Source organism: Kitasatospora indigofera (assembly GCF_014655955.1).
Lineage (GTDB): Bacteria > Actinomycetota > Actinomycetes > Streptomycetales > Streptomycetaceae > Kitasatospora > Kitasatospora indigofera.
In genome coordinates, this window is sequence record NZ_BNBO01000038.1 from 21960 (window position 1) to 45877 (window position 23918).

The following is a 23918-nucleotide window of genomic DNA, read 5'->3' on the forward strand; positions in this document are numbered from 1 at the left end:
GCCCGGCCTATCGGCGGGCCGTCCCGTCCCCGGTCCGCTGGTGGCGGCCGCCGGTGCCCGCGGGGGAGGGCGGCCCGGCGGACGGCGAGGCGGCGGGGGCCGAGGGGGACGCGGTGGGGCCGCCGTCGCCGGGGGAGGGCGCCGGGCCGGTGGTGGGCCCGGAGGACGGCGTGCCGGTCGGGGTGCTGGAGGGCGTGCCGGTGGGGGCCGGGGTGGCGGGTGCGGTGCCGGGCGAACCCGTCGGGGTGCCGGCCGGCGTCCCGGGGGTGGGCCCGGTGGACGGGCCCGTGCCGCTGCCCGTGCCGGTGGCCGGGTCGGCGGGGGCCGACGGGCTCCCGCCGCGCTGGTGCGGGCCTCCCTCCAGGGTGACCACGGCCTGGGACGGCGGGAGCGCGATCCGGGCCGTCCAGGCCCCCGTGGGGGCGCGGTCCTCGTCGACCGTCACGGTGACGGTGATCCGCTGGCCCGGTGCCAGCGTCCCGGCGTCGCGGCTGAGGCGCAGCCAGTCCACGTCCAGGACGGCGTGCCAGTGGATCTCGGTCCCTCCCGAGTTGGTCATGGTGATCACGGTGCGACTGCCGTACTCGGCGGCCTCCACCGTGAGCAGCCCGGCCGGAGCCGGCCCGGGTGCGGCGGGCATCGGCATCGGCGCCGAGTGCAGGGCCGGGCTGGCGATCGGGGTCGAGCCGAGGGCGGGGACGGGCACGGCGGGGCCCTGGATCTTGGGGAACAACGTTTCTGCGGGCAGGGCCCCGGCCAGTTCGAGCGCACCGCCGGTCTGCCCGGTGGTGTCCCCGGCCCCTGGCCCGTCGGCCGGCGCCGGGACCTGCGGCGCTTCGCCGGTGGCCGCCCGGCCCGCGGAGCGGGCGTCGTCGTCGACGCGCACCGAGGAGACCGTGGCGGCGGCGTCGGCGCCCCCGCCGTTCTGGTGGCCGGCCCAGAGCGCGACCACCGGCGCGGCCAGCACCGCCGCGAGGACCCCGGTGGTCAGCACCCGCTGGCGGACCGCCCCGGACCGCCCAGGGGCGGGTGCCCGGTGCCGGGGGAACCCCCGCTGGTCGAAGCGCAGGCCCGGCTCCTCCGGCTGGTGGCGGCCCGCCGCCCGGGCCGCCCGCCGCCCGGCGGCGGCGCCGGCCAGGAACGCGGCGCCGGCCGGCCCGGAGGCCCCCCGCGGCCGGGCGGGCGCGCCGTTGCGGGCGGGGCCGGCCGGCGCACCCTGGCCGCCGCGGGCCGCCCGGGCCGCGCGCGCGGGCGGGGGCGTGGCCGGGGCCGACGGCGTGGTGCCGGGTGCCGGATGCGGGCCGGCCGCCGCCGGCGTGGGCACGGCGGTCAGGCCGGGGCCGAAGCGGTCGGGAGTGCGGGTGGCGCCGGTGGGGCCGGCCGGCGCGAAGCGGGCCGCGGCCGGTGCGGTGAGCATCGGCAGCCCCGGCAGACCCGTGAGCCCCTCCCGTACTTCGCCGGCGACCCGTTCCGACGTCCCCCGGCAGGTCGGGCAGTCGACCACGTGCTGGACCAGCTCGCGGCGCAGCCCGGGGCCGAGCACCCGCCCGCCGTCGGGCTGCGGACCGCGCCCGGCCGAGACCGGACCGCACCAGCTCTCCGCGCCCGCGCCCGCCAGCCGATCCAGCTCCGGGCAGCTGCCGACCAGCAGGACCAGCAGGGCCGCCCTGGTCCGCCGGACCTCGGTGCCGCCGGAGGCCAGCAGCGCCCTGGCGGTGTCGGCCGGGACCCCGAGCACCGCCGCCACCTCGATCGGACTGAGCCGGTGGCGCACCGCCAGCTCCAGCGCCTCCCGCTGCTCCGGGTCCGTCCCGGCCGCCTCGGGCCAGGCCAGCGCGGCCAGCTCCTCGCGGTGGTCGCCGGTGCGGGCCCGGGCCTCGGCGGCGGGGCCGTCGGGCCGGTCCTCGGCGGCGCCCACCGGGCCGCGCTCCAGGCGTCGGAGGCAGCAGTACCGGGCGAGCGAGTAGAGCCAGGCCCGGAGCAGGCCGGGCTCGGCCAGCCGCTCGCCGTGCCGCAGGGCCAGCTCGCGGACGTCCAGGACCGCCTCGACGGCCGCCTCGTGCTCGCACAGCACCGACAGGCAGTAGGTGAACAGTCCGTCCAGCCTGCTGTCGTAGGCCGCGAGCACCGGGTTGCGGGACCTTTCCACACGCGTAGTCACCCGCCCGACGGTAGACAGCCGGCGGGCCCGGGCCGGGCGATTCGGGCCCGCTGTACTTCTTTCGGGTAACAACACCACCCACCCGTGTCCCGGCCGCACCGGGGCCGTCGCGCCGGGCCGGCCCCCGGCGGCCGGCCGGGACTGTCGGAGGCAGGCGCTACGGTGGGCCGCATGGCAGCCCGTACCAAGACCACCGCCAAGCCGCGCCCGGCCTACCGTTGCACGGAGTGCGGCAACCAGCTCCCCAAGTGGGTCGGCCGGTGCCCCGAGTGCAACGCCTGGGGCACGGTCGAGGAGTACGGCGCCGTCCCGATCCGGACGACGGCCGCCGGCCCGGTCAGCGCGCCCGCGCGGCCGATCGGGCAGGTGGACGGCCAGGTCGCCACCGCGCGGACGACCGGCGTGCCGGAGCTGGACCGGGTGCTCGGCGGCGGCATTGTGCCCGGCGCGGTGGTGCTGCTGGCCGGCGAGCCCGGCGTCGGCAAGTCCACCCTGCTGCTGGACGTCGCGGCCAAGGCCGCCAGTGACCAGCACCGCACGCTGTACGTCACCGGCGAGGAGTCGGCCGGACAGGTCCGGCTGCGCGCCGACCGGATCAACGCCCTCTCCGACCACCTCTACCTCGCCGCCGAGTCCGACCTCGGCGCGGTGCTCGGCCACATCGACCAGGTCAACCCCGGGCTGCTGATCCTGGACTCGGTGCAGACCATCGCCTCCGCCGAGCTGGACGGCTCGCCCGGCGGCCCGTCCCAGGTCCGGGAGGTGGCGGGGGCGCTGATCCGGGTCTCCAAGGAGCGCGGCATGGCCACCCTGCTGGTCGGGCACGTCACCAAGGACGGCTCGATCGCCGGGCCGCGCCTGCTGGAGCACCTGGTCGACGTGGTGCTGAGCTTCGAGGGCGACCGGCACGCCCGGCTCCGGATCATCCGCGGGATCAAGAACCGGTACGGCGCCACCGACGAGGTGGGCTGCTTCGAGCTGCACGACGAGGGCATCGTGGGGCTGGCCGACCCGTCCGGCCTCTTCCTGACCCGGCGTGACAAGCCCGTCCCCGGCACCTGCCTCACCGTCACGCTGGAGGGCCGCCGTCCGCTGGTCGCCGAGGTGCAGGCGCTGATGGTGGATTCGCAGATCCCCTCGCCCCGGCGGACCACCTCCGGCCTGGAGTCGCCGCGGATCGCGATGATCCTGGCCGTGGTGGAGCGGCACGGCGGGGTCAAGCTCGGCAAGCAGGACATCTACACCGCGACGGTCGGCGGGGTGAAGCTGACCGAGCCGTCCGCCGACCTGGCGATCGCGCTGGCCGTCGCCAGCTCCTCCTCCGACACCCCGCTGCCGAGCAACCTGGTGGCGATCGGCGAGGTCGGCCTGGCCGGCGAGGTCCGCCGGGTGACGGGCGTCCAGCGCCGGCTGGCGGAGGCTCACCGGCTCGGCTTCACCCACGCGCTCGTCCCGCCGGACCCGGGCAAGGTGCCGCCCGGCATGAAGGTGGTCGAGGTGGCCGACATCGGCGAGGCGCTGCGGGCCATCCCCGGCCGGCGCCGGGCGGCGGCCAAGCCGCGCACCGAGGCACGCTCCCGGGGCGGCGCCGAAACCGGTGCCGACACCGGTGCCGGGGCCCGGGGCGAAGCGCCCCCCGCACCCCGCCGGGCGCCCGTCGCGGCCTACCCCGAGGAGCTGATGGAGGGCTGGGAGCCGGTCGACTCCGACGAACTGGGCTGACCCAGGCCCTGTTATTGCCGCACGCAGTTAGACTTTCCCCTGTCTAATTGGCAATAAGGCAGTAATGAGCGCGATAGACCGTAGGCCGGCGCACGGCGCGAGGCGCACGGCAGGTCGACCGGAGGAGTCACGTGGCAGCCAGCGACCGGGCGGACAAGTCCTCCCGTGAGGAGGCCCTGTTGCGGGCTTCCCTCAGTGCCATCGCGCCCGGGACGGGGCTGCGCGACGGCTTGGAGCGGGTGCTGCGGGCCAACACCGGCGGGCTGATCGTGCTCGGCTTCGACAAGACCGTCGAGTCGGTGTGCACCGGCGGCTTCGTCCTGGACGTCGAGTTCTCGGCCACCCGGCTGCGCGAGCTGTGCAAGCTCGACGGCGCGGTGGTGCTGGACAAGGACATCACCAAGATCGTCCGGGCCGGTGTGCACCTGATGCCCGACCCCAGCATCCCCACCGAGGAGACCGGCACCCGGCACCGCACCGCGGAGCGGGTCAACAAGCAGACCGGCTTCCCGGTGGTCGCGGTCTCGCACTCGATGCGGCTGATCGCGATGTACGTCAACGGCACCCGGCGGGTCCTGGAGGACTCGACCACGGTGCTGTCGCGGGCCAACCAGGCGCTGGCCACCCTGGAGCGCTACAAGCTGCGCCTGGACGAGGTGGCCGGCACGCTCTCCGCCCTGGAGATCGAGGACCTGGTCACCGTCCGGGACGTCACCGCCGTCGCCCAGCGGCTGGAGATGGTCCGGCTGATCGCCACCGAGATCGCCGGCTACGTGCTGGAGCTCGGTACCGACGGCCGGCTGCTCTCGCTCCAGCTGGACGAGCTGATCCAGGGCGTCGAGCCCGAGCGCGAGCTGGTCGCCCGGGACTACTTCCCCGAGCGGGCCGCCAAGCGGGGCCGGACGGTGCCGGAGGTGCTCGCCGACCTGGAGGCGCTCACCCACTCCGAGCTGCTCGACCTGCAGACGGTCGCCAAGGCGCTCGGCTACTCGGGCACCCCGGAGTCGCTGGACTCCGCGGTCTCCCCGCGCGGCTACCGCCTGCTGGCGAAGATCCCGCGCCTGCCGAACACCGTGATGGAGCGGCTGGTCGAGCACTTCGGCGGGCTGCAGAAGCTGCTCGCCGCCAGCATCGACGACCTGCAGACCGTCGAGGGCGTCGGCGAGACGCGGGCCCGCTCGGTCCGCGAGGGCCTGTCGCGGCTCGCGGAGTCGTCCATCCTGGAGCGCTACGTCTGACCGGTCGTGCCGTCCGGCCGAACGGCGAAGGGTCCCCGGGGGAGCTCCCCCGGGGACCCTTCGTCCGTCGTACGGGCCGTGGCCGGTCAGCTCTCCAGGCGGATGGAGGAGCGGGCCGAGACCTGGCCGCCGGAGAGCCCGGACAGGTCGGCCACCACCAGGTAGTTGCCGGTGGGCGCGGCCGTCGCGTCGGGGGAGGCGCACTGCGGCTTGCTGCGGCTGCGGTCCCAGGTGAAGGTCTCGGTCAGGCCGCTGCCGGCCGCGATCTGCACCCAGGTGCTCTGACGGTCCGTCGGGCAGTCCCCGGAGGACCAGATCCGCTCGCCGTTGCTCGCGGTCAGGGTGATCAGCGAGCTGACCCGGCCGAGGTCGACCCGGCAGCCGGCGGTGCCGGCGTTGCGCACGGTCAGGGCGAGCCGCGGCTTGTCCTTGGGCTGGTAGGCGTTCTGAGCGCTCGACAGCTCCAGCGTCACCTGGGAGGAGGCGCAGACCGGCAGGGCCATCACCTCGGCGGTGTTCACCGGCGGGGCCCCGGTGCCGCCGCCCGTGGTGCCGCCGGCCGTACCGCCACCGGTGGTTCCGCCCGTGGTGCCACCGGCCGTTCCGCCGCCGGCGGTTCCGGGGGCGGTCGTTCCGCCCGCGGCGGTGCCGCCGCCGGGGGCCGGGGTGCTGCCGCCGTCCGCGCCGCCGGTCAGGCTGACGTCGCCGCCGCCGGATCCCGACACGCCTCCGGAGCCGGTGCCGGCGCTGCCGGAGCCGCCGCCGGGGCCGCCCGGGCGGCCGGTGACGGCCGGGCCGGTCGGAGCCGCGCCCGGGGTGATCGCCTGGGCGGGGGAGGGGAGGGGCTTGGCCGTCTTGTGCTGTCCCCCGCCGCCCCCCTGATCGGAGGTCAGCCAGAGGACCAGGGCGAGGACCGCGGCCAGGGCCGCGAGCACGACGACTCGCCGACGCCAGTAGATCGAGGCCGGCAGCGGTCCCACGGGTTGACGCAGAGAAGGCACGCGCAAACTCTACGAGAGAGTGTGCGTCCCTTGATGCACCAACACCTCACTGTCGCCCCTTCCTTCACATGATCCGCAATTTGGGCCGGATGGGGGAGCCGTCCGGCGCGGCGCCCGCCGGCGCCGGCGGGCGGGTCCTTGGTGCACGGAGGGTGCGGCCGGGGCGTCCGGACGGCTCCGGAGCCCGGTCCCGGACGACTTCGCGGAACCTTCCGGGCCGGGCGCCGGTGCGGCCGGCCGGTGCCCGGCGGCCCGCCCGCGGCCGTCCCGGGACGGGCACACGGTGGGGCGCGCCCGTGGGAGGATCGGGGGGTCATGGCTACCACTTCCACCGCCCCCGCCCCGCTGCTGCACGCGACCGTCCTCGACTGGTACGAGGCCCACGCGCGCGACCTGCCCTGGCGCACCCCGGACGCCTCGCCCTGGGCGGTGATGGTGAGCGAGTTCATGCTGCAGCAGACGCCGGTCAAGCGGGTGCTGCCGGTCTACGAGGCCTGGCTGGAGCGCTGGCCCACGCCCGCCGCCCTGGCCGCGGACGCGCCCGGCGAGGCCGTCCGGATGTGGGGGCGGCTCGGCTACCCCCGGCGCGCGCTGCGGCTGCACGGCGCCGCCACCGCGATCACCACCACGCACGGCGGCGAGGTGCCGGACGACCACGCCGCGCTGCTCGCCCTGCCCGGGGTCGGCGAGTACACGGCGGCGGCGGTCGCCTCCTTCGCCTTCCGCCAGCGGCACGTGGTGCTGGACACCAACGTCCGCCGGGTGTTCGCGCGGGCCGTGACGGGTGTCGAGTACCCCGCGCAGGCGACCACGGCGGCCGAGCGGCGGACGGCGACCACGCTGCTGCCGGAGGCCGCCGAGACCGCCGCGACCTGGGCGGTCGGCGTGATGGAGCTGGGCGCGCTGGTCTGCACGGCGCGGAGCCCGGAGTGCGGTGCCTGCCCGCTGAGGCGGCACTGCGCCTGGCAGCTGGCCGGCCGGCCGCCGTACGAGGGCCCGGCCCGGCGCGGCCAGACGTACGAGGGCACCGACCGGCAGGTGCGCGGCAAGCTGCTCGCGGTGCTGCGGGAGGCCCACGGCGAGGTGCCGCAGGCCCGGCTGGACGAGGTCTGGCCGGAGCCGGTGCAGCGGGCCCGGGCGCTGGACGGCCTGGTGGCGGACGGGCTGGTCGAGCCGGTCGAGCAGGGCGTCTACCGGCTGCCCCGGTAGGGGGCCGGGAGCAGGCCGAAGGCCCCGTCGTGACAGGTGTCGCGACGGGGCCTTCGGGGTGGGTCAGACGGCGGCGGCCTCAAGGTTCTTCTCGGCCGGCTCGCCGGTGCCGCGCAGCGGCACCTCACGCATGAACACCGCGGCGGCGACGGCGATCAGGGCGGCCGCGGCCCCCCACAGGAACACCGTGTGCATGCCGTTGGCGACGGCGTGGTGGTAGGCGTCCTGCACCGGCGCGGGGAGCGTCCGGAGCGCGGCCGGGGTCATCTGGCCGGGGTTGGCACCCGCGCCCGCACCGGCCTGGTCGCCGAGCCGGTCCTTCATGGTCGCGGTGACCTGGCTGTTGAACAGCGCGCCGAACAGCGCGACGCCGAAGGAGCCGCCGATCGTCCGGAACAGGGTGGCGGTGGAGCTGGCCACGCCCATGTCCTTGAGCTCGACGCTGTTCTGCGCGACCAGCATGGTGATCTGCATCAGGAAGCCCATGCCCGCACCGAGCACCACCATGAAGCAGGCGGAGGTGAAGGTGCTGGTCCCGGTGCCCATCGTGGAGAGCAGCAGCATGCCGCCGGTCATCACGATGGTGCCGATGATCGGGAAGATCCGGTACTTGCCGGTCTTGGTGACGGCCTGTCCGACCACCAGCGAGATCACCAGCATGCCGAGCATCATCGGCATCAGCAGCAGGCCCGAGTTGGTCGCCGAGGCGCCCTGGACGGTCTGCTGGTAGAGCGGCAGGAAGACGGTGGAGCCGAACATCACGAAGCCGACGATGAAGCCGATCACCGAGACCAGCGTGAAGTTCAGGTTGGTGAACAGGCTGAGCGGGAGCATCGGCTCCTCGACCCGCTGCTCGACGTAACAGAAGGCGATCAGCGAGGCGACGGCGAGCGCGGCCAGGCCGAGGATCTGCTTCGAGCCCCAGGCGTACTCCTGGCCGCCCCAGGTGGTGATCAGGGTCAGCGCGGTGATGCCGGTGGTGAGCAGGACGGCGCCGACGTAGTCGATCCGCGCGGTCGAGCGGACCTTCGGCAGGTGCAGGGTGACGACGACCACGCCGAGCGCGACGATGCCCAGCGGCAGGTTGATGTAGAAGATCCAGTGCCAGCTGAAGTGGTCGGTGATGAAGCCGCCGAGCAGCGGGCCGCCGATGGTGGCCAGGGCCATCACCGCGGCGAACATGCCCTGGTACTTGCCGCGGTCGCGCGGCGGGATCAGCGCACCCATGATCGACATCACGCCGACCATCAGACCGCCGGCGCCGAGCCCCTGCAGGGCGCGGAAGCCGATCAGCTCGTTCATGTTCTGGGAGAGGCCGGAGAGCGCCGAGCCGACCAGGAAGATCACGATGGAGGTGAGGAAGGTGCCCTTGCGGCCGTAGAGGTCGCCGAGCTTGCCCCAGATCGGGGTCGAGGCCGCCGTGGCCAGGGTGTACGAGGTGACCACCCAGGACAGGTGCTCGCCGCCGCCGAGGTCGCCGACGATGGTCGGCATGGCGGTGCCGACGATCAGGTTGTCGAGCATGGCGAGCAGCATGGTGACGACCAGGCCGATCATCACCAGCCGGATCTCGCGGGGCGAGCGGAACTGCGGCTCGGAGTCCTTCGCGGCGGCTGCCGGAGCGTCCGAGGGGACCTCCTCGGCTGCGGCGGCGGAGCTGTCCTCCGCGCTCCCGACCTGCTTGTGTGGCATGACGCTTCTCCCAGGAGAGGGTGCCGGACGCCCGGTTCCGAGGGAACTTACTTGACGACCGGCTAGTTATACTTTCGTCGGCACGGTAGGTTGTCCCGAGCCGGGCGTCAAGCCGGTTTCGGAGCGGAAGCCCTGGGCAGGGAGAATGGACCCAGTGGTGAGCGTCCGGGACCGGTACTCGCCGAATGTCAACGCAGTCTGAGGCAGGCCAGGACGCCATGGGTACGACGCAGAGCCCCCGCAGTGACACCCGGGAGCGCATCATCAACGTGGCGTTGGAGCTGTTCTCCGAGCAGGGCTACGAGCAGACCTCGCTGCGCGAGATCGCCGACCGGCTCGGCGTGACCAAGGCGGCGCTGTACTACCACTTCAAGACCAAGGACGACATCGTCCACGGCATCGTCGACACCATGTCGGCGCCGATCGACGAGGCGATCGCCTGGGGCGAGCAGAAGCCCTGGTCGCCCGAGCTGCGGGACGAGCTGGTCCGGCGCTTCGGGGCGGGGATGTCCGAGCGGGCGCCGCTGCTGCGGTTCTTCCACGAGAACCAGCCCGCGATGCGTGACTCCCCGGCCGGGCTGGAGTTCAAGGAGCGGATGGTCGCGATGATCCGCCTGGTGCACGGCCCCGGCGCCACCTTCGAGGACCGGTTGCGCGCCACCATGTCGCTGTTCACCATCAACTCGGCGATGTTCCTGCTGAAGCACGGCGCGACCGAGGGCCCCGCCGAGCCGCTCGCCCGGAACGGCGAGGCCGGGGGTGCCTGCGGTGAGGCGAAGCCCGAGGCGCTCGCGGAGAGCCTGTCGGCGGCCCTGACGGTGGCGCTGGAGATCGCGGCCCTGATCGAGCCGAAGGACGCCTGACCGGGCGTCGGCGGGATCCGTCACGGCGCCCGGGCGGGTGACGGGGGCGACGAGGCCGAACGGCCGGCCGGGTGGGTACCCGGCCGGCCGTTCGCCGTCCTCCTGCGGCCGCGGGCGCTGTCCCCGGCGCCCGCGTGGCGGGCCGGCCGCCGCCGGTCAGAAGTCGGTGACGCCGTGCCCTGACAGGAACGCGATCGGGTTGATCACGGCGCCGTAGTGGTTGCTGGAACGGATCTCGAAGTGCAGGTGCGGCCCGGTCGAGTTGCCGGTGTTGCCCGAGGCGCCGATCTGCTCCCCGGCCGTCACGTGGTCGCCGGCACTGACGTCGAGCTCCGACATGTGGGCGTACTGCGCGAAGTGGCCGTCCGCCAGCTTCAGGACGACCTCCTTGCCGTACGCGCCGTCCCAGCCGGCCGAGACCACGCGGCCCTCGCCGACGGCGAGCAGCGGCGTGCCCGGGTCCACCGCGAAGTCCACGCCGGTGTGGTAGCCGGCCGCGTACTCGGGGTTGGCCACCCCGTACGGGTTGCTGGTCGGGGCGTTCGGCACGGGGGCGGACCAGGCCGGGGCCGGCGCGGGGGCCGGTGCGGGCTCGGGCGCGGGCTCCGGCGCGGGGGCCGGGGCGGGCACCGGGATCGGGACCGGCGCCGCGAGGTTGGCGGCGACCGCGACCGAGTCGTGCGCGGGGGCATGCTTGACCTGGTACGCGCTCGGTCCGGCGACCTGGACCAGCCCGGCGGCGGGCGCCTCCCCGTGCGGGGAGGTGAAGGCGGAGATGCCCGGCGTGGTGGGTATGACCGTCTGGGCCGACGCGTTGGCGGGCACCCCGGCGACCAGGACGCCGCCCACTATCACCGCGGCGGCGCCGGCCGCGGTGGCGGCCCGGACGCGGGTGCGGGGCAGGGCCGACAGCGGCGCGTGGAGCGTGCGCAGCGGGGCGAGGTGGGTACGGGCGGCCTGGCCGAGTCGGGGCTGCCAGGACACCGCGTGGGTGGCTGCGGTGGTGGCGAGGCGGCGCAGGGCCGGCCCCAGGTTCGGGACGGTGGACATCGGGATGCTCAACCTCACGGGGCGTACGGGGACAGCACTGAGCCCGGTAGGGCGTGCAGAGCGGGGGACCACTCAGGTGTAAACCGTTACCGAGCGGAGTCCCAAACGGTGTGACGTACTACGGCGTGTAGTCATCGTGAGGTCCGAACTTCAGGCTGTCGGAGTAATGATCGGCGTATTTGATCATGGTCGGATGGTCGGTGGGGCGACCTGCGGGCCCGGCGGCCCGTCGCGGGCCGCCCGCCGGGCGGCCTCCTACCGCCGCTAGTACCGGCGCCCGCCCTGTGACCAGTGCCACCGGCGGCCCCGCCCGCGGTGTGCCGTGGCTCACCGTCAGAAGGCCGCCCGCCCGGGCCCCGGCGGGGCCCGGGCGTGAGCCCGGTCACCCGCGCGCGGGGCGGGCGGGCTCCGGCGGGCGCGGAACCGCCCGGCCCAGCCTGCCTCCGGGCCCCGTCGGCCTCCCGGGCCCTCCGCAGGGCCCCCCGGGGGCCGGGGTGGGCGAGCCGCGCGGCCGGGGCGGCCGCGCGGCGGCCCCGGCCGCTCCGTCGGCCCCGGCGCCTCCCGGACGGGCACCCCGTGGCGGCCTCCTGGGGCAGGCCGTCACCCGGGGGCCGGAAGGGGCGGAGGGGGAGCCGTCCGGCGACTTCCCGCCCTACTTGCTCCACCCGTCCCGCTGACCTGTCCGGAGTTCTGGGCGACCATCGACGCATGGATGTCAACGAGAACGACGACCCGGCCGCCGCGGTGGCCGGGCCCAGCGTCCAGGAGCGCCGGTTCGCAGCCCTGCGGGGCTGCGAGCGGCTGCTCTCGGGCACCCGGCCGCAGAACCTGCGCGAGCGCCTGGCGGCGCTGACGGCGGAGGCGGAGCAGGCCCACGACCTCGACCGGCGGCCCGACTTCTACGGCGACGGGGTCGTGCGGGCCCTGGAGGAGCGGGTGGCGGCCCTGCTCGGCGCCGCGGACGCGGCCTTCTTCCCCACCGGCACGATGGCCCAGCAGATCGCGATGCGGATCTGGGCCGACCGGCGCGGTGAGCGCAACGTCGCGCTGCACCCGCTGTCCCACCCGGAGCGGCACGAGCGGCGCGCCTACGCCACGCTCGGCGGCCTGCACAGCGTCTGGCCGACCACCGAGCCGCGGATCCCCACCCCGGAGGAGATCCGCGGCTTCGACGAGTCGTACGCCGTGCTGACCCTGGAACTCCCGCTGCGCGAGGCCGGGTTCGTCCTGCCGACCTGGGACGAGCTGACCGCCACGGTCTCCGCCGAGGACGCGCCGGTGCACTTCGACGGCGCCCGCCTGTGGGAGTCCACCTTCCACCTGGGGCACTCGCTGCCGGAGATCGCCGCCCTGGCGGACTCGGTCTACGTCTCCTTCTACAAGACCCTCGGCGGCGTCAGCGGCGCCGCCCTCACCGGCGACCGCGAGTTCGTGCGGACGGCCAAGGCCTGGCGCCACCGCTACGGCGGCCAGCTGTTCCAGCAGTGGCCGGCCGCGCTGTCCGCACTGGCCGGGCTGGACCGCGAACTCCCGCGCCTGGAGTCGTACGTGACGCACGCGAAGGTGGTCGCCGCCGCACTCGCGGAGGCCCTCGCGGCGGTGCCGGGCGCCCGGGTCTTCCCCGAGCCGCCGCACACCCACCAGTTCCAGGTCTGGCTGCCGTACCCGGCGCGGGCCCTGGACGAGGCGGGCCTCCGGCTCGCGGAGGAGTCCGGCCTGGGGCTCTTCGGCGGCTGGCGGGACTCCGCGCTGCCGGGCCTGGCGATGACCGAGGTGACGGTCGCCGGGCCCGCCCTGGAGTGGACCGCCAAGGACGTCACGGCGGGCGTCGAGGCCCTGCTCGCCCTGCTCTGACCCCGCCCTGTTCCGACCCCGCCCTGTTCCGACCCCGCTCTGCTCCGACCCCGTACGGTCCCGGGCTCGCCCGGTCCCGACCGGTTGCTCCTCGCCCGGTCCGCCGCACCGCGCGGCCGTTTGACCCCGGGGCGCACGGAGCGGGCATCGAACCGGCCGACGGGATCGAGGCGGTCCGGCAGGGACTCCTCGACGCGACGGCCCGGGGCGACGGCCGGGGCGGTGGCCACCGGCCGTCGTCACGGCCAGGCCTGACGATCACTCACGTGGTCCGGCGTACGTTCGCCGGCCCCGGGGGCGCCCGGATCGTGCTCGACATCGCCGTCCCGCGACATCGGGAGGAAGCTCACGGACAGCTCGGGAAGCCGGTGACAGGACCGGACGCGATTCCCGGGGGAGGGGCGTCCCGCCGGGGACCACGGGTGACCGGAAACGCATCCGGCCCGGCCCCGCGCACGAGGTGCGGGGCCGGGCCGGACGGGGTGTGTCAGTGCCGGACCGTCGGACGGTCCGACCGGTCAGCCGATCGCTCGGCCGAACGGCTCGGTCAGTTGTCGACCGGGCGGACGCGGATCCAGGTCTCGAGGTAGTTCGAGGACTCGTTCTCGATCTCGATGCTGGTGCCGGTCTTCGGGACGATGACGCTGCTGTACGGGTTGGTCGCGTCGTAGTAGGACTTCAGGTCGCTGAACGAGTCAACGCCCTTCGCCTTCGGGATGACCGTCTCCACGCCGTTCTTGTGCAGGGTCAGACCGTCGGTCTTCTGCGAGCCGAAGGTGGAGTCGTAACCCTGGACGCGCGGACGCAGCAGGGCGCCGTCGGACCACTTCAGCGGGGCCGGGTGCGAGTCGATCGGGAGGATCAGGCCCGAACCCGGGTGGTTGGTGACGTTGTTGTCGCTCTGGGAGGTGTCCCACAGCCAGATGAGCAGGCCGTCCTGGTTGGCGTAGTGCTCAACCGTGTCGGGCTTGGTGTTGGCGAAGCCGAAGTTGTACGGACCGGTCTTCAGCGTGGTGTCGTACGAGATGTACTGACGGTTCTCGGCGATGTAGTACTGGGCGTAGTCCTTGGAGAACTTGCCCGTGATCCGGGAGAACCCGTTGGCCGTCCAGCCGTTGTCGCCGTTCTCGGCGTCATCGGAGAAGACGGTGGCACCGTCGGCGGTGATGGCGATGTTGTCGAGGGCCAGGCCCTTGAGGTGCACGCCACCGTCGGTGGTGTAGTGGAACCGGACCTTGACGGACTGGCCGGCGTAGGCGTTCAGCGAGTAGGCGAGGTCGCCCCAGTTGCCGCCCGAGGTGCCGGTCAGGCCGGCCTTGCCGGCCGGGTCCGCCGGGATGGCGACGCCGTTGTAGGTGCCGTCGAGGGCGGTCCAGTGGGCGCCGCCGTCGGTGGAGACCTCGGCGTAGCCGTAGTCGTAGTCCTGCTCGATGTCGTACCAGCCCTTGGCGGTCAGCGCCGCCGAGGTCTTGCCGGTGAGGTCGACGTCGCGGGTGACCGAGACGTTGAGGTCGTCGGCGCTACCGCTCCACCACTCGTTCGCACCCGCGAACGGGGTGTTGATCTCGGTGGTGACGGTCTTCTTCGGCAGGTCGACGACCAGGGCCTGCGGCAGGGCGGTGTTGAACTCCGCCGGGCCGATGTGGTGCTTGGAGCCCTTGCCCGCGGTGGCCTTGTCGTACTTCAGCCAGCCGAGCTGCAGCTTGCTCCAGGCGTCGAGGTCGCCCGGCTTGTCGCCGATCTCGTTCTTGCCGTCGCCCAGCCAGGAGCCGGAGGACATCAGGGACCAGAAGCCGACGGAGTTGTCGATGCCGCTGCCGCTGGTGTCGTACAGGTCCGGCAGACCGAGGTCGTGGCCGTACTCGTGCGCGAAGACGCCGAGGCCGCCGTTCTCCGCCTGCATGGTGTAGTCGCCGACCCAGAGGCCGGAGGTGCCGACCTGGGTGCCGCCGAGCTTGTTGTCGGCGGGGCCGGTCTGGCCCGCGGCGGTGCCGTAGGCGTAGCTGCGGTGGGCCCAGAGCGCGTCGGTGCCCTGGACGCCGCCGCCGGCGGACTGGTCCTCACCGGCGTGCACGATCTGGAAGTGGTCGACGTAACCGTCGGGCTCGTTGAAGTTGCCGTCGTGGTCGAAGTCGTACCGGTCCCACTGGTCGTACTGCGCGATGGTGGCCTTGATCTGAGCGTCCGTCTGGCCCTTGGCCTTCTGGTCGGCGACCCAGGCGTTGACGCCGTCGCGGATCAGGTCCTGCGCGTTGTTGCAGACGTGCTGGCCGCAGTAGTCCGAGCCGTAACGGGCCTCGTTCCACGGGACCTTCACCCAGTCGGTGACCTGACCGTCGACCGAGTAGCGCCCGGAGGACTGCTTCTCGTAGAAGGTCTTCAGCGAGTCCTGGTCCTTGCTGAAGTACAGGTTCTGGTAGTGCGCCTGGTTGTAGTCGGCCTGCCAGGCGGTGGAGTTGTTGGTGGCGCGGTCCGGCTGCTTGATCTGGTTGTGCGCCGGGCCGGGCTGGCCGCCGTACTTGAGCTGGCCGTTCGGCAGCTTGGTGGTGTTGTCCACCTGGTCACTGAAGTCCACCAGGATGGTGAAGATCTTGTCGGTGCGCTCACGGCCGAGCTCGACGTACTTGTCCTTGCCCAGCTTGACGCTGGTGCTGTTGCCGTGGGTCTCGACCTTGGCGGTGCCGGCGAGCAGCTGCTCGGTGGCCGCCTTCTGCTCGGCCTCGACCTTGCCACTGAGCGGGCCGGGCAGCACGTCGTCCGTCTTGAGCGACTGGACGGCGTCGGCGGGGTCGCGCGGCACGGGAGCGGCGCCGGCCGCAACGGCCGTACCCGGGAGCAGGCCCGCTCCCATCGTGGCTATGACCGCAGCGGTCGCGAGGACCGAGGCGGCTTTCGTGGTCTTCTTCAACGTGGTGACGTCCTCCCCAAACCGGTCGGGCTCATGGCCTTCCCGGCAAACCAATGAAGACAGGTGGACGTCATTTGATCCAAGGGAACGCAGAAAAGATAGACCTTGACCATGACATGAACAGGGCGCTATCCTCCGCCGCCTTCGATCAGCTGATGATCGGTCAAAATCCTTGGGAATGACGGCAGTAAAGGGGTGCATCGCATCCGCACGGGCCGCCGCTGCCGGTCCGGAGGGGCCCTCTGGTGCGCCAGGTCACAGATATTGTGACGTCACGTAAAAAGGTCCAGGCCCCCGGCAAGAATGCCGGGGGCCTGGACCGTTTTGTTAACTGTTAACTGTTGTTACTTCGTCAGATCCGGCCCGGCCGAAGCGACGGCCGCGGGGGTGTCCGCGACCGCGGACTTCTCCTCGCCGCGGAAGGTGAACTTGGCTTCCTTGCCCTCGCCCTCCACGCCGACGACCACGATGTGGCCGGCCCGCAGCTCACCGAAGAGGATCTTCTCGGAGAGGTTGTCCTCGATCTCGCGCTGGATGGTCCGGCGCAGCGGACGGGCACCGAGCAGCGGGTCGTAGCCGCGCTTGGCGAGCAGCTTCTTGGCCTCGACGCTGAGCTCCAGGCCCATGTCGCGGTCCTTGAGGCGGCCGTCCACCTTGTCGATCATCAGGTCGACGATCTGGATGATGTCTTCCTCGGACAGCTGGTGGAAGACCACGATGTCGTCGACACGGTTCAGGAACTCGGGGCGGAAGTGCTGCTTGAGCTCCTCGCCGACCTTCGCCTTCATCCGCTCGTACCCGGTGGCGGAGTCGCCCGTGGCCGCGAAGCCCAGGTTGAACCCCTTGGAGATGTCCCGGGTGCCGAGGTTGGTGGTCATGATGATGACGGTGTTCTTGAAGTCGACCACCCGGCCCTGGGAGTCGGTCAGGCGACCGTCCTCCAGGATCTGCAGCAGCGAGTTGAAGATGTCCGGGTGGGCCTTCTCCACCTCGTCGAAGAGGACGACGGAGAACGGCTTGCGGCGGACCTTCTCGGTCAGCTGGCCGCCCTCCTCGTACCCGACGTAGCCGGGGGGAGAACCGAAGAGCCGGGAGACGGTGTGCTTCTCCGAGAACTCCGACATGTCGAGCGAGATGAGCGCGTCCTCGTCACCGAAAAGGAACTCGGCGAGCGTCTTGGAGAGCTCGGTCTTACCGACACCGGACGGGCCGGCGAAGATGAACGAGCCACCGGGGCGCTTCGGGTCCTTGAGGCCGGCCCGGGTGCGCCGGATGGCCTGGGAGAGCGCCCTGATGGCGTCCTTCTGGCCGATGACGCGCTTGTGGAGCTCGTCCTCCATGCGCAGCAGGCGCGAGGACTCCTCCTCGGTGAGCTTGAAGACCGGGATGCCGGTGGCCGTCGCCAGCACCTCGGCGATCAGCTCCTCGTCCACCTCGGCGACGACGTCCATGTCGCCGGCCTTCCACTCCTTCTCGCGCTTGGCCTTCGCGGTCAGGAGCTGCTTCTCGTCGTCGCGCAGGGACGCGGCCTTCTCGAAGTCCTGCGCGTCGATCGCGCTCTCCTTCTCGCGGCGCACGTCGGCGATCTTCTCGTCGAACTCGCGGAGGTCCGGCGGCGCGGTCATCCGGCGGATGCGCATCCGGGAGCCGGCCTCGTCGATCAGGTCGATCGCCTTGTCCGGCAGGAAGCGGTCCGAGATGTACCGGTCGGCCAGGGTCGCGGCGGCGACCAGGGCGGCGTCCGTGATGGAGACCCGGTGGTGCGCCTCGTAGCGGTCGCGCAGGCCCTTGAGGATCTCGATGGTGTGCGGCAGCGACGGCTCGGCGACCTGGATCGGCTGGAAGCGGCGCTCCAGCGCGGCGTCCTTCTCCAGGTGCTTGCGGTACTCGTCCAGGGTGGTCGCACCGATGGTCTGCAGCTCACCACGGGCCAGCATCGGCTTGAGGATGCTGGCGGCGTCGATCGCGCCCTCGGCGGCGCCCGCGCCGACCAGGGTGTGCAGCTCGTCGATGAACAGGATGATGTCGCCGCGGGTGCGGATCTCCTTGAGAACCTTCTTCAGGCGCTCCTCGAAGTCACCGCGGTAGCGGGAACCGGCCACCAGGGCGCCCAGGTCCAGCGTGTAGAGCTGCTTGTCCTTGAGCGTCTCGGGGACCTCGCCCTTGACGATCGCCTGGGCCAGGCCCTCGACCACGGCGGTCTTGCCGACGCCGGGCTCACCGATCAGCACGGGGTTGTTCTTGGTGCGGCGGGACAGCACCTGCATGACCCGCTCGATCTCCTTCTCGCGCCCGATCACCGGGTCGAGCTTGGCCTCACGGGCGGCCTGGGTGAGGTTGCGCCCGAACTGGTCCAGCACCAGCGAGGTGGAGGGGGTGCCCTCGGCGGGGCCGCCCGCGGTGGCCGACTCCTTGCTGGCGCCGGAGTAACCGGACAGCAGCTGGATCACCTGCTGGCGGACACGGTTGAGGTCGGCGCCCAGCTTCACCAGGACCTGGGCGGCGACGCCCTCGCCCTCGCGGATCAGGCCGAGCAGGATGTGCTCGGTGCCGATGTAGTTGTGGCCGAGCTGGAGGGCCTCGCGGAGCGAGAGCTCCAGGACCTTCTTCGCCCGCGGGGTGAAGGGGATGTGGCCGGAGGGGGCCTGCTGGCCCTGGCCGATGATCTCCTCGACCTGCTGGCGAACAGCCTCGAGCGAAATCCCGAGGCTCTCCAGGGCCTTAGCGGCGACACCCTCACCCTCGTGGATCAGACCCAGGAGGATGTGCTCGGTGCCGATGTAGTTGTGGTTGAGCATCCGGGCTTCTTCCTGAGCCAGGACGACAACCCGCCGCGCGCGGTCGGTGAACCTCTCGAACATCGTTTATCGCTCCTCAGAGCGGTCGGGCAGTTCGGGGTCGGTCCCCGCCCTGTCCTTCCGCATGCTAGTCCCGCTCAGCGGCGCGGCATGGGCCCCTCCTGTCCGAAAGTGGACGAGAAGGGTGGATCAGCCCCACTCTCGTGGGAAGTCGTGCTGCGCGACCAGCAGACACCAATCCCAACCTGATGTTGGGAGACGGTGTTCCCACAGGTGGTCCCGATGCACCCGATACCGCTACGCCATCGGCGAACAACGCCCGCCTCGGCGCGGCCGCACCGGCTGCGGCTGGTCACACGATCTGCCCCGGCCGGGCCTCACGGCCCGTCCCACCTGCATTCATACCCGGTATTCCGCCGGATCTCGCGCAGTTTCCGCGGTGGCGGTGTTCGCCTGGCGAGAAGTCGGCTGACGGGCCGCCCGGTCCGGCCGCCGCCCGGTCCGCCCGGGGTGACGGCGGCTCAGTGGCCGGTCGCCCGTCCGCGCACCGGGCCCGGCGGCCCCGCGGCCGGGTGCGGCCGGAGTCCGGGCGGCGCCGGGTCGGGGTGACCCCGGCTCCGGGGTGCGGACGGGCGGGGCGCCGCCGGCCGGGTACGGCCGGGGCCCGGGGTGCGGCCGATCAGGTGGCACCCGCGTTACCGCTTCGCTCCTACAGCGTTGCACAGCCCATGAGTGTTCCGCCGCCCGTACGGAGGTCCCGGGCCGCCCGCCGGCAGCTGCCGGGGCGGCCGGGGCGGGCGTGCCGCCCGGGGGCGGCGGACGGGACGCCGGCGGCGCGCGCGGGGCGCGCCCTCAGCACCGCGGGGCGCGGAGGATGTCCTCCACGCCCCGAAAAGGTGCCCTGTGCGCCGCGACGGTCGGCCGGCCGCCCGCCGAGGGCGTGGCCGCCCCGCCCAGGGCGCCGGAAGCCGTTCTCCGGGCCCTGCCGGGTCCACGGCCCCCGGGACACCGGGTGCGGTGTCCCGAGCCGGCTCAGGACGCGTTGGCGCTCTCGTACGCCTCGCGGACGGTGCTGGGCACCCGGCCGCGGTCGTTGACCTCCAGCCCCTGCTCCTTCGCCCAGGCACGGATCTTCGCCGTGTCCGGAGCCCCGGCCGCCGGCCGGGCCGCCGCGCCCCGGCCGCTGCTGCGGCGGGCGCTGGTGAGCCGGCCGCTCTGCTTGCGGCCCTTCTCCACGTACGGGGCCAGCAGCCCGCGGAGCTTGTCTGCGTTCGTGCTCTTCAGGTCGATCTCGTAGGCAACGCCGTCGAGAGCGAACGTCACCGTCTCGTCCGCCGAACCACCGTCGAGATCGTCTTCAAGAATGACCTGCACCCTCTGCGCCACGGGCTTCCCTTTCCGCGTAAACGACCCATTGCCTGAGGAAAGGAAACCGCCTTTCTGCAGAAAACACAAACCCCTACGCCCGGCGGGACGGGTTCACAGGTGCAGCAGCATGCGCGAGTTGCCCAGCGTGTTCGGCTTCACACGCTCCAGGTCGAGGAACTCCGCGACGCCTTCATCGTACGAGCGGAGAAGTTCTTCATAGACATCCGTAGCGATCGCCGCCGGGTCTGTCGTACCATCGTCGGTTTCGTGGAGCTCGCCGATCTCGACGAAACCGTGTTTCGCGAAGAACGCGACCTCGAACGTCAAGCAGAAAATCCGACGTACGCCGAGCCAGCGTGCGGTCTGCAGCAGCTTCTCCAGCAGCATGTGCCCGACGCCCAGTCCCAGACAGGACGGGTCGACCGCGAGTGTGCGCACCTCGGCCAGGTCCTCCCACATCACGTGCAGGGCGCCGCAGGCCACCACGAGGCCGGTGTCGTCGCGCTCGGCGACCCAGAACTCCTGGACGGATTCGAACAGTGTGACGGTGGGCTTGTCGAGCAGAATGCCGTCCCGCGAGTAGCCGTCGATGAGCCGCCGCACGGCCCGTACGTCAGTGGTCCGCGCCCGGCGGATGGTGACCTCCATGGCGGGACGTTATCGCGTCCGGGCCCCCGGGGGCGCACGCGTTTAGCCGCCCGCGCCGGCTATGGGGGGGTGCTAAGCCCGCCGCTATCCGCCCCGCCCGGGCCCCCGCTATGCGCCCCGCTATGGCCCCCGGTATCGGGCCGGGTTTCGGCCGCGGTATCGGGTTCGCCCGCCGTATCGGCTTCGGTGCCGGCCGGGGCGGGGCCGGGATCCGCGGGCGCGGGATCCGTGGGGGCGGGGAAGAGCGCCGCGACACGGAGTGCGTCCCGGAGTGCCTCCCGTTGCTCCGGTGACATCAGACCGAAGAAGTGCACCAGTGCGGCCGCCGGATTGTCACTGGTGCCCCAGGCGTCGTTCATGAGAGCGGCGGTGTACGCCTCGCGCGAGGAGACGGGTTCATATCGATAGGCGCGTCCCACCTGGTCCCGGCGCAACCAGCCCTTTCTGTAGAGCTTGTCGAGCACCGTCATCACCGTGGTGTAGGCGATATCGCGTTCCGTCTGCAGGTCGAGCAGAACCTCGCGAACCGTGACCGGGCGGTTCCACTGCCAGACCCTGGTCATGATGTCGTTCTCTAGTTCACCGAGTTGCCGGACCATAGTGGGGCCAGGATAGGGGAGTGAATCGGGCAAATCTTGCTAAGCCGGAGCAAACCGGCGCGCCGCCGCCCGGAATGGGACGACGGCGCGCGGGCCTGGTTCCGCGGTGGTCGCGGGCCGATCGCGGACGATCAGTCGGCGATGTCCTCCTTGGCCTTCTGGGCACCGCCCTGGCTGCGGATGATCGCCCGCACCAGGAAGCCGAACCCGACCGCCATGACCAGCGGCGGCACGATCGCACTCACGTAGTCCATCGGGTCACTCCTCGTCGCTCTTCGGCGCCGCCGGGGCGGCCTTGGGCTCAGGCTTCACCAGCGGGAAGAGCACCGTCTCGCGGATGTTCTTGCCGGTGAGCAGCATGATCAGGCGGTCCACCCCGAGGCCGAGGCCGCCGGTCGGCGGCATCGCGTACTCCAGGGCCCGCAGGAAGTCCTCGTCCACCTGCATCGCCTCGACGTCGCCGCCGGCCGCGAGCAGCGACTGGGCGGTGAGGCGGGCGCGCTGCTCGACCGGGTCGACCAGCTCCGAGTAGGCGGTGCCGATCTCGGTGCCGAAGATCACCAGGTCCCACTTCTCGGCCACGCCCGCGATCGAGCGGTGCTGGCGGGTCAGCGGGGAGACCTCGGTCGGGTAGTCCTTGATGAAGGTCGGCCGGACGGCGTTCTCCTCCAGCAGGCGCTCGACCATCTCCAGCACGATCTGCCCGTGGCCCCATTCCTTCTCGAACGGGATGCCGTGCTCGGCCGCCAGCTTGCGCAGCTCCTCGACGCCGGTCTCCGGGGTGACCTCGGTGCCCAGGTGCTCGGAGATGCCCGGGTAGACGCCGACCTCCGCCCACGGCTCGGCCAGGTCGATCTCGTGCTCGACGCCGTGCGGGTCCAGGCCCCGGATCACCGTGGTGCCCAGCGCGTCCCGGGCGGCGTTGATGATGGTCGCCCGGATCAGCTCGGCCTGGGTGTCGTAGTCGCCGTAGGCCTCGTACGACTCCAGCGAGGTGAACTCGGGGTTGTGGGTCGAGTCCGCGCCCTCGTTGCGGAAGTTGCGGTTGATCTCGAAGACCTTCTCCGCGCCGCCGACCACGAGCCGCTTGAGGTACAGCTCGGGGGCGATCCGCATGAACAGGTCGATGCCGTACGCGTTGATGTGGGTCTTGAACGGGCGGGCGTTGGCGCCGCCGTGCACCGGCTGCAGCATCGGGGTCTCGACCTCGATGTAGCCGCGGTCCTCGTAGGTACGGCGGATCGAGCGGACCACCTTGCTGCGCAGGTGCAGGATCTCCCGCGCCTCGGGGTTCACGATCAGGTCGACGTACCGCTGGCGGACGCGGGCCTCCGGGTCGGTCAGGCCCTTGTGCTTGTCCGGCAGCGGACGCAGGCACTTGGCGGTGAGCTCCCAGCGGTCGACCATCACGGAGAGTTCGCCGCGCTTGGAGGTGATCACCTCGCCCTCGACGCCGACCTGGTCGCCGAGGTCGATGTCGGACTTCCAGGCGGCCAGCCGCTCCGGGCCGAGCTTGTCCAGGGAGAGCATCACCTGGAGGTCGCCGGAGCCGTCCCGCAGGGTGGCGAAGCAGAGCTTGCCGCCGGTGCGGGCCAGGACGACCCGGCCGGTCACGCCCGCCCGCTCGCCGGTCGCGACGTCCGGCTCCAGGTCGGGGTGCTTGGCACGCAGGTCGGCGATGGTGGTGGTGCGGGGGAAGCCGACCGGGTACGGGTCGACGCCGGCCGCCCGGAGCCGGTCCAGCTTCTCGCGCCGCACGCGCATCTGCTCGGGAAGGTCGTCGGTCGCGGGGACGGTGCTCTGATCGCTCACCCCACCAGGGTAGCCAGCCCCGGGGGGTGTTCGGCCACGGGATGTCCCCGGTGCGCCGCGGCCCGGGGACGCGGTGAGGGGGAGGCCGCGGTGACGGCCTCCCCCTCGTGCGCGCCGGGCCGGTCAGCCGGTGCCGGTGGCCAGCTCCAACGCCTCGTCGGCGGGCTCCGGACGGGCCGGCGGCTTGGGGCGGCGGCCGAAGAGCTCGGCGGGGGTCGGCATCCGGTGCGGCTGCCCGCCCTGCGGAGCCGGCGCCGCGGGCCCGGGCCTGGTGCCGGGGGCGGCCTTGGGCGCCGGCGCGGCCTTGCCGCCGGGGGCGGCCTTCGGGGTGGGGGAGTCGGCGGGGCTGCTCATCGGAATCCGTCCTCCAGCAGGGATGGGCCCAGCAAAGACGAGCTGGGCGCTCGGTGGTGCGGCGGGGTTGGGGACCGCCATGAGGTGGCGCTGCCCGGAGGTGAGCGCGAGACGCTCGCGGACGGCGGCCTCGGCGAGGGCGTGACAGCGGCCGGCCAGGCGGGACCGGCGGGAGCGTTCGGCGCTCCCGCAGGGCAGCCGGGACAGCGTGCGCAGCGCGGTGAGGTCGTCGGGACCCGGCAGGTAGCCGTCGGAGACGGCCTCCTCCAGGCGTTCGAGGTAGCCGCCCGCGCTCCCCGGCAGGGCGTCGCGGTAGCGGGCCAGGTCGGCGAGCAGGAAGGCGCGCAGCCGGCCGCCCTCCCGTACGGCCTCGTCGATCGCTTCGGTGAGGCGCAGGGCCTCTTGGACGTCCTCGGCCCACAGGCCGGGGGACTGGTGGCCGAGGACGGACAGCTGGGCGGGCACGGCGGGGTGCAGGGCTTGGGCGAGGGCGCGGCGCAGCACGCGGACTTCGTCGGAGCTGAAGGCCATGCCGCCGCGCGATCCGTGTGGCGTAGGCATGGGTTGACACTACGTGAGGAATATCCGATTTGTCGGTAGTGTCGCGCCGAGCCCCCCGTTTGGCCCGAAACGATCACCGC

General features: G+C 72.8%; 17 protein-coding genes. 5 read left to right on the top strand and 12 right to left on the bottom strand.

Features of this window, described 5'->3' with window-relative positions:
• Positions 1–7 precede the first annotated feature (7 nt).
• On the bottom strand, positions 8–2161 hold the full coding sequence (locus IE329_RS26890) for a BACON domain-containing protein (RefSeq protein ID WP_190213574.1): 2154 nt from the start codon (positions 2159–2161) through the stop codon (positions 8–10).
• A 171-nt stretch (positions 2162–2332) separates the two neighbouring features.
• Here IE329_RS26890 and radA point away from each other — a divergent pair, with 171 nt between their 5' ends.
• A complete protein-coding gene (gene radA / locus IE329_RS26895; protein WP_190213575.1) occupies positions 2333–3883 on the top strand; it encodes a DNA repair protein RadA in 1551 nt (516 codons plus the stop codon).
• Between the two features lie 179 nt (positions 3884–4062).
• Positions 4063–5121, top strand: coding sequence for a DNA integrity scanning diadenylate cyclase DisA (gene disA / locus IE329_RS26900; RefSeq protein WP_190213611.1), 1059 nt, complete (start codon positions 4063–4065; stop codon positions 5119–5121).
• 86 nt (positions 5122–5207) lie between these two features.
• Here the strand turns inward: disA and IE329_RS26905 are convergent, their stop codons facing one another.
• Positions 5208–6122 (bottom strand): hypothetical protein, encoded by a 915-nt coding sequence (locus IE329_RS26905; RefSeq protein WP_190213576.1) that lies wholly within the window; start codon positions 6120–6122, stop codon positions 5208–5210.
• A 315-nt stretch (positions 6123–6437) separates the two neighbouring features.
• On the opposite strand from IE329_RS26905, the gene IE329_RS26910 reads away from it, so the two are divergent.
• Positions 6438–7331, top strand: coding sequence for an A/G-specific adenine glycosylase (locus IE329_RS26910; RefSeq protein ID WP_190213577.1), 894 nt, complete (start codon positions 6438–6440; stop codon positions 7329–7331).
• 63 nt (positions 7332–7394) lie between these two features.
• Here IE329_RS26910 and IE329_RS26915 read toward each other — a convergent pair whose 3' ends face one another.
• Positions 7395–9023 (bottom strand): MDR family MFS transporter, encoded by a 1629-nt coding sequence (locus IE329_RS26915; protein ID WP_190213578.1) that lies wholly within the window; start codon positions 9021–9023, stop codon positions 7395–7397.
• A 185-nt stretch (positions 9024–9208) separates the two neighbouring features.
• Between IE329_RS26915 and IE329_RS26920 the strand changes: the two genes are divergently transcribed.
• Positions 9209–9886, top strand: coding sequence for a TetR/AcrR family transcriptional regulator (locus tag IE329_RS26920; RefSeq protein WP_190213579.1), 678 nt, complete (start codon positions 9209–9211; stop codon positions 9884–9886).
• Between the two features lie 156 nt (positions 9887–10042).
• Here the strand turns inward: IE329_RS26920 and IE329_RS40865 are convergent, their stop codons facing one another.
• Positions 10043–10936 (bottom strand): M23 family metallopeptidase, encoded by an 894-nt coding sequence (locus tag IE329_RS40865; protein WP_229927786.1) that lies wholly within the window; start codon positions 10934–10936, stop codon positions 10043–10045.
• 708 nt (positions 10937–11644) lie between these two features.
• Here IE329_RS40865 and IE329_RS26930 point away from each other — a divergent pair.
• Positions 11645–12790, top strand: coding sequence for a threonine aldolase family protein (locus IE329_RS26930; RefSeq protein ID WP_190213580.1), 1146 nt, complete (start codon positions 11645–11647; stop codon positions 12788–12790).
• 547 nt (positions 12791–13337) lie between these two features.
• Here IE329_RS26930 and IE329_RS26935 read toward each other — a convergent pair.
• The 8 genes from IE329_RS26935 to IE329_RS26965 form a co-directional block, all read right to left on the bottom strand.
• Positions 13338–15641: an immune inhibitor A domain-containing protein gene (locus IE329_RS26935; protein ID WP_190213613.1), complete on the bottom strand. Its 2304-nt coding sequence runs from the start codon at positions 15639–15641 to the stop codon at positions 13338–13340.
• A 401-nt stretch (positions 15642–16042) separates the two neighbouring features.
• Positions 16043–18559 (bottom strand): ATP-dependent Clp protease ATP-binding subunit, encoded by a 2517-nt coding sequence (locus IE329_RS26940; RefSeq protein WP_190213581.1) that lies wholly within the window; start codon positions 18557–18559, stop codon positions 16043–16045.
• A 969-nt stretch (positions 18560–19528) separates the two neighbouring features.
• Positions 19529–19882: a histone-like nucleoid-structuring protein Lsr2 gene (locus IE329_RS26945; protein WP_190213582.1), complete on the bottom strand. Its 354-nt coding sequence runs from the start codon at positions 19880–19882 to the stop codon at positions 19529–19531.
• A gap of 93 nt (positions 19883–19975) precedes the next feature.
• Positions 19976–20512: an amino-acid N-acetyltransferase gene (locus IE329_RS26950; RefSeq protein ID WP_190213583.1), complete on the bottom strand. Its 537-nt coding sequence runs from the start codon at positions 20510–20512 to the stop codon at positions 19976–19978.
• Between the two features lie 59 nt (positions 20513–20571).
• A complete protein-coding gene (locus IE329_RS26955) occupies positions 20572–21111 on the bottom strand; it encodes a BlaI/MecI/CopY family transcriptional regulator (protein WP_190213584.1) in 540 nt (179 codons plus the stop codon).
• 131 nt (positions 21112–21242) lie between these two features.
• Entirely contained in the window at positions 21243–21365 is a 123-nt protein-coding gene (locus IE329_RS41600; protein WP_266322869.1) for a hypothetical protein, read from the bottom strand.
• 4 nt (positions 21366–21369) lie between these two features.
• Positions 21370–22923, bottom strand: a complete 1554-nt coding sequence (lysX, locus tag IE329_RS26960) for a bifunctional lysylphosphatidylglycerol synthetase/lysine--tRNA ligase LysX (RefSeq protein WP_190213585.1) — start codon at positions 22921–22923, stop codon at positions 21370–21372.
• A 123-nt stretch (positions 22924–23046) separates the two neighbouring features.
• Positions 23047–23838, bottom strand: coding sequence for a hypothetical protein (locus IE329_RS26965; RefSeq protein ID WP_190213586.1), 792 nt, complete (start codon positions 23836–23838; stop codon positions 23047–23049).
• Between the last annotated feature and the right edge of the window lie 80 nt (positions 23839–23918).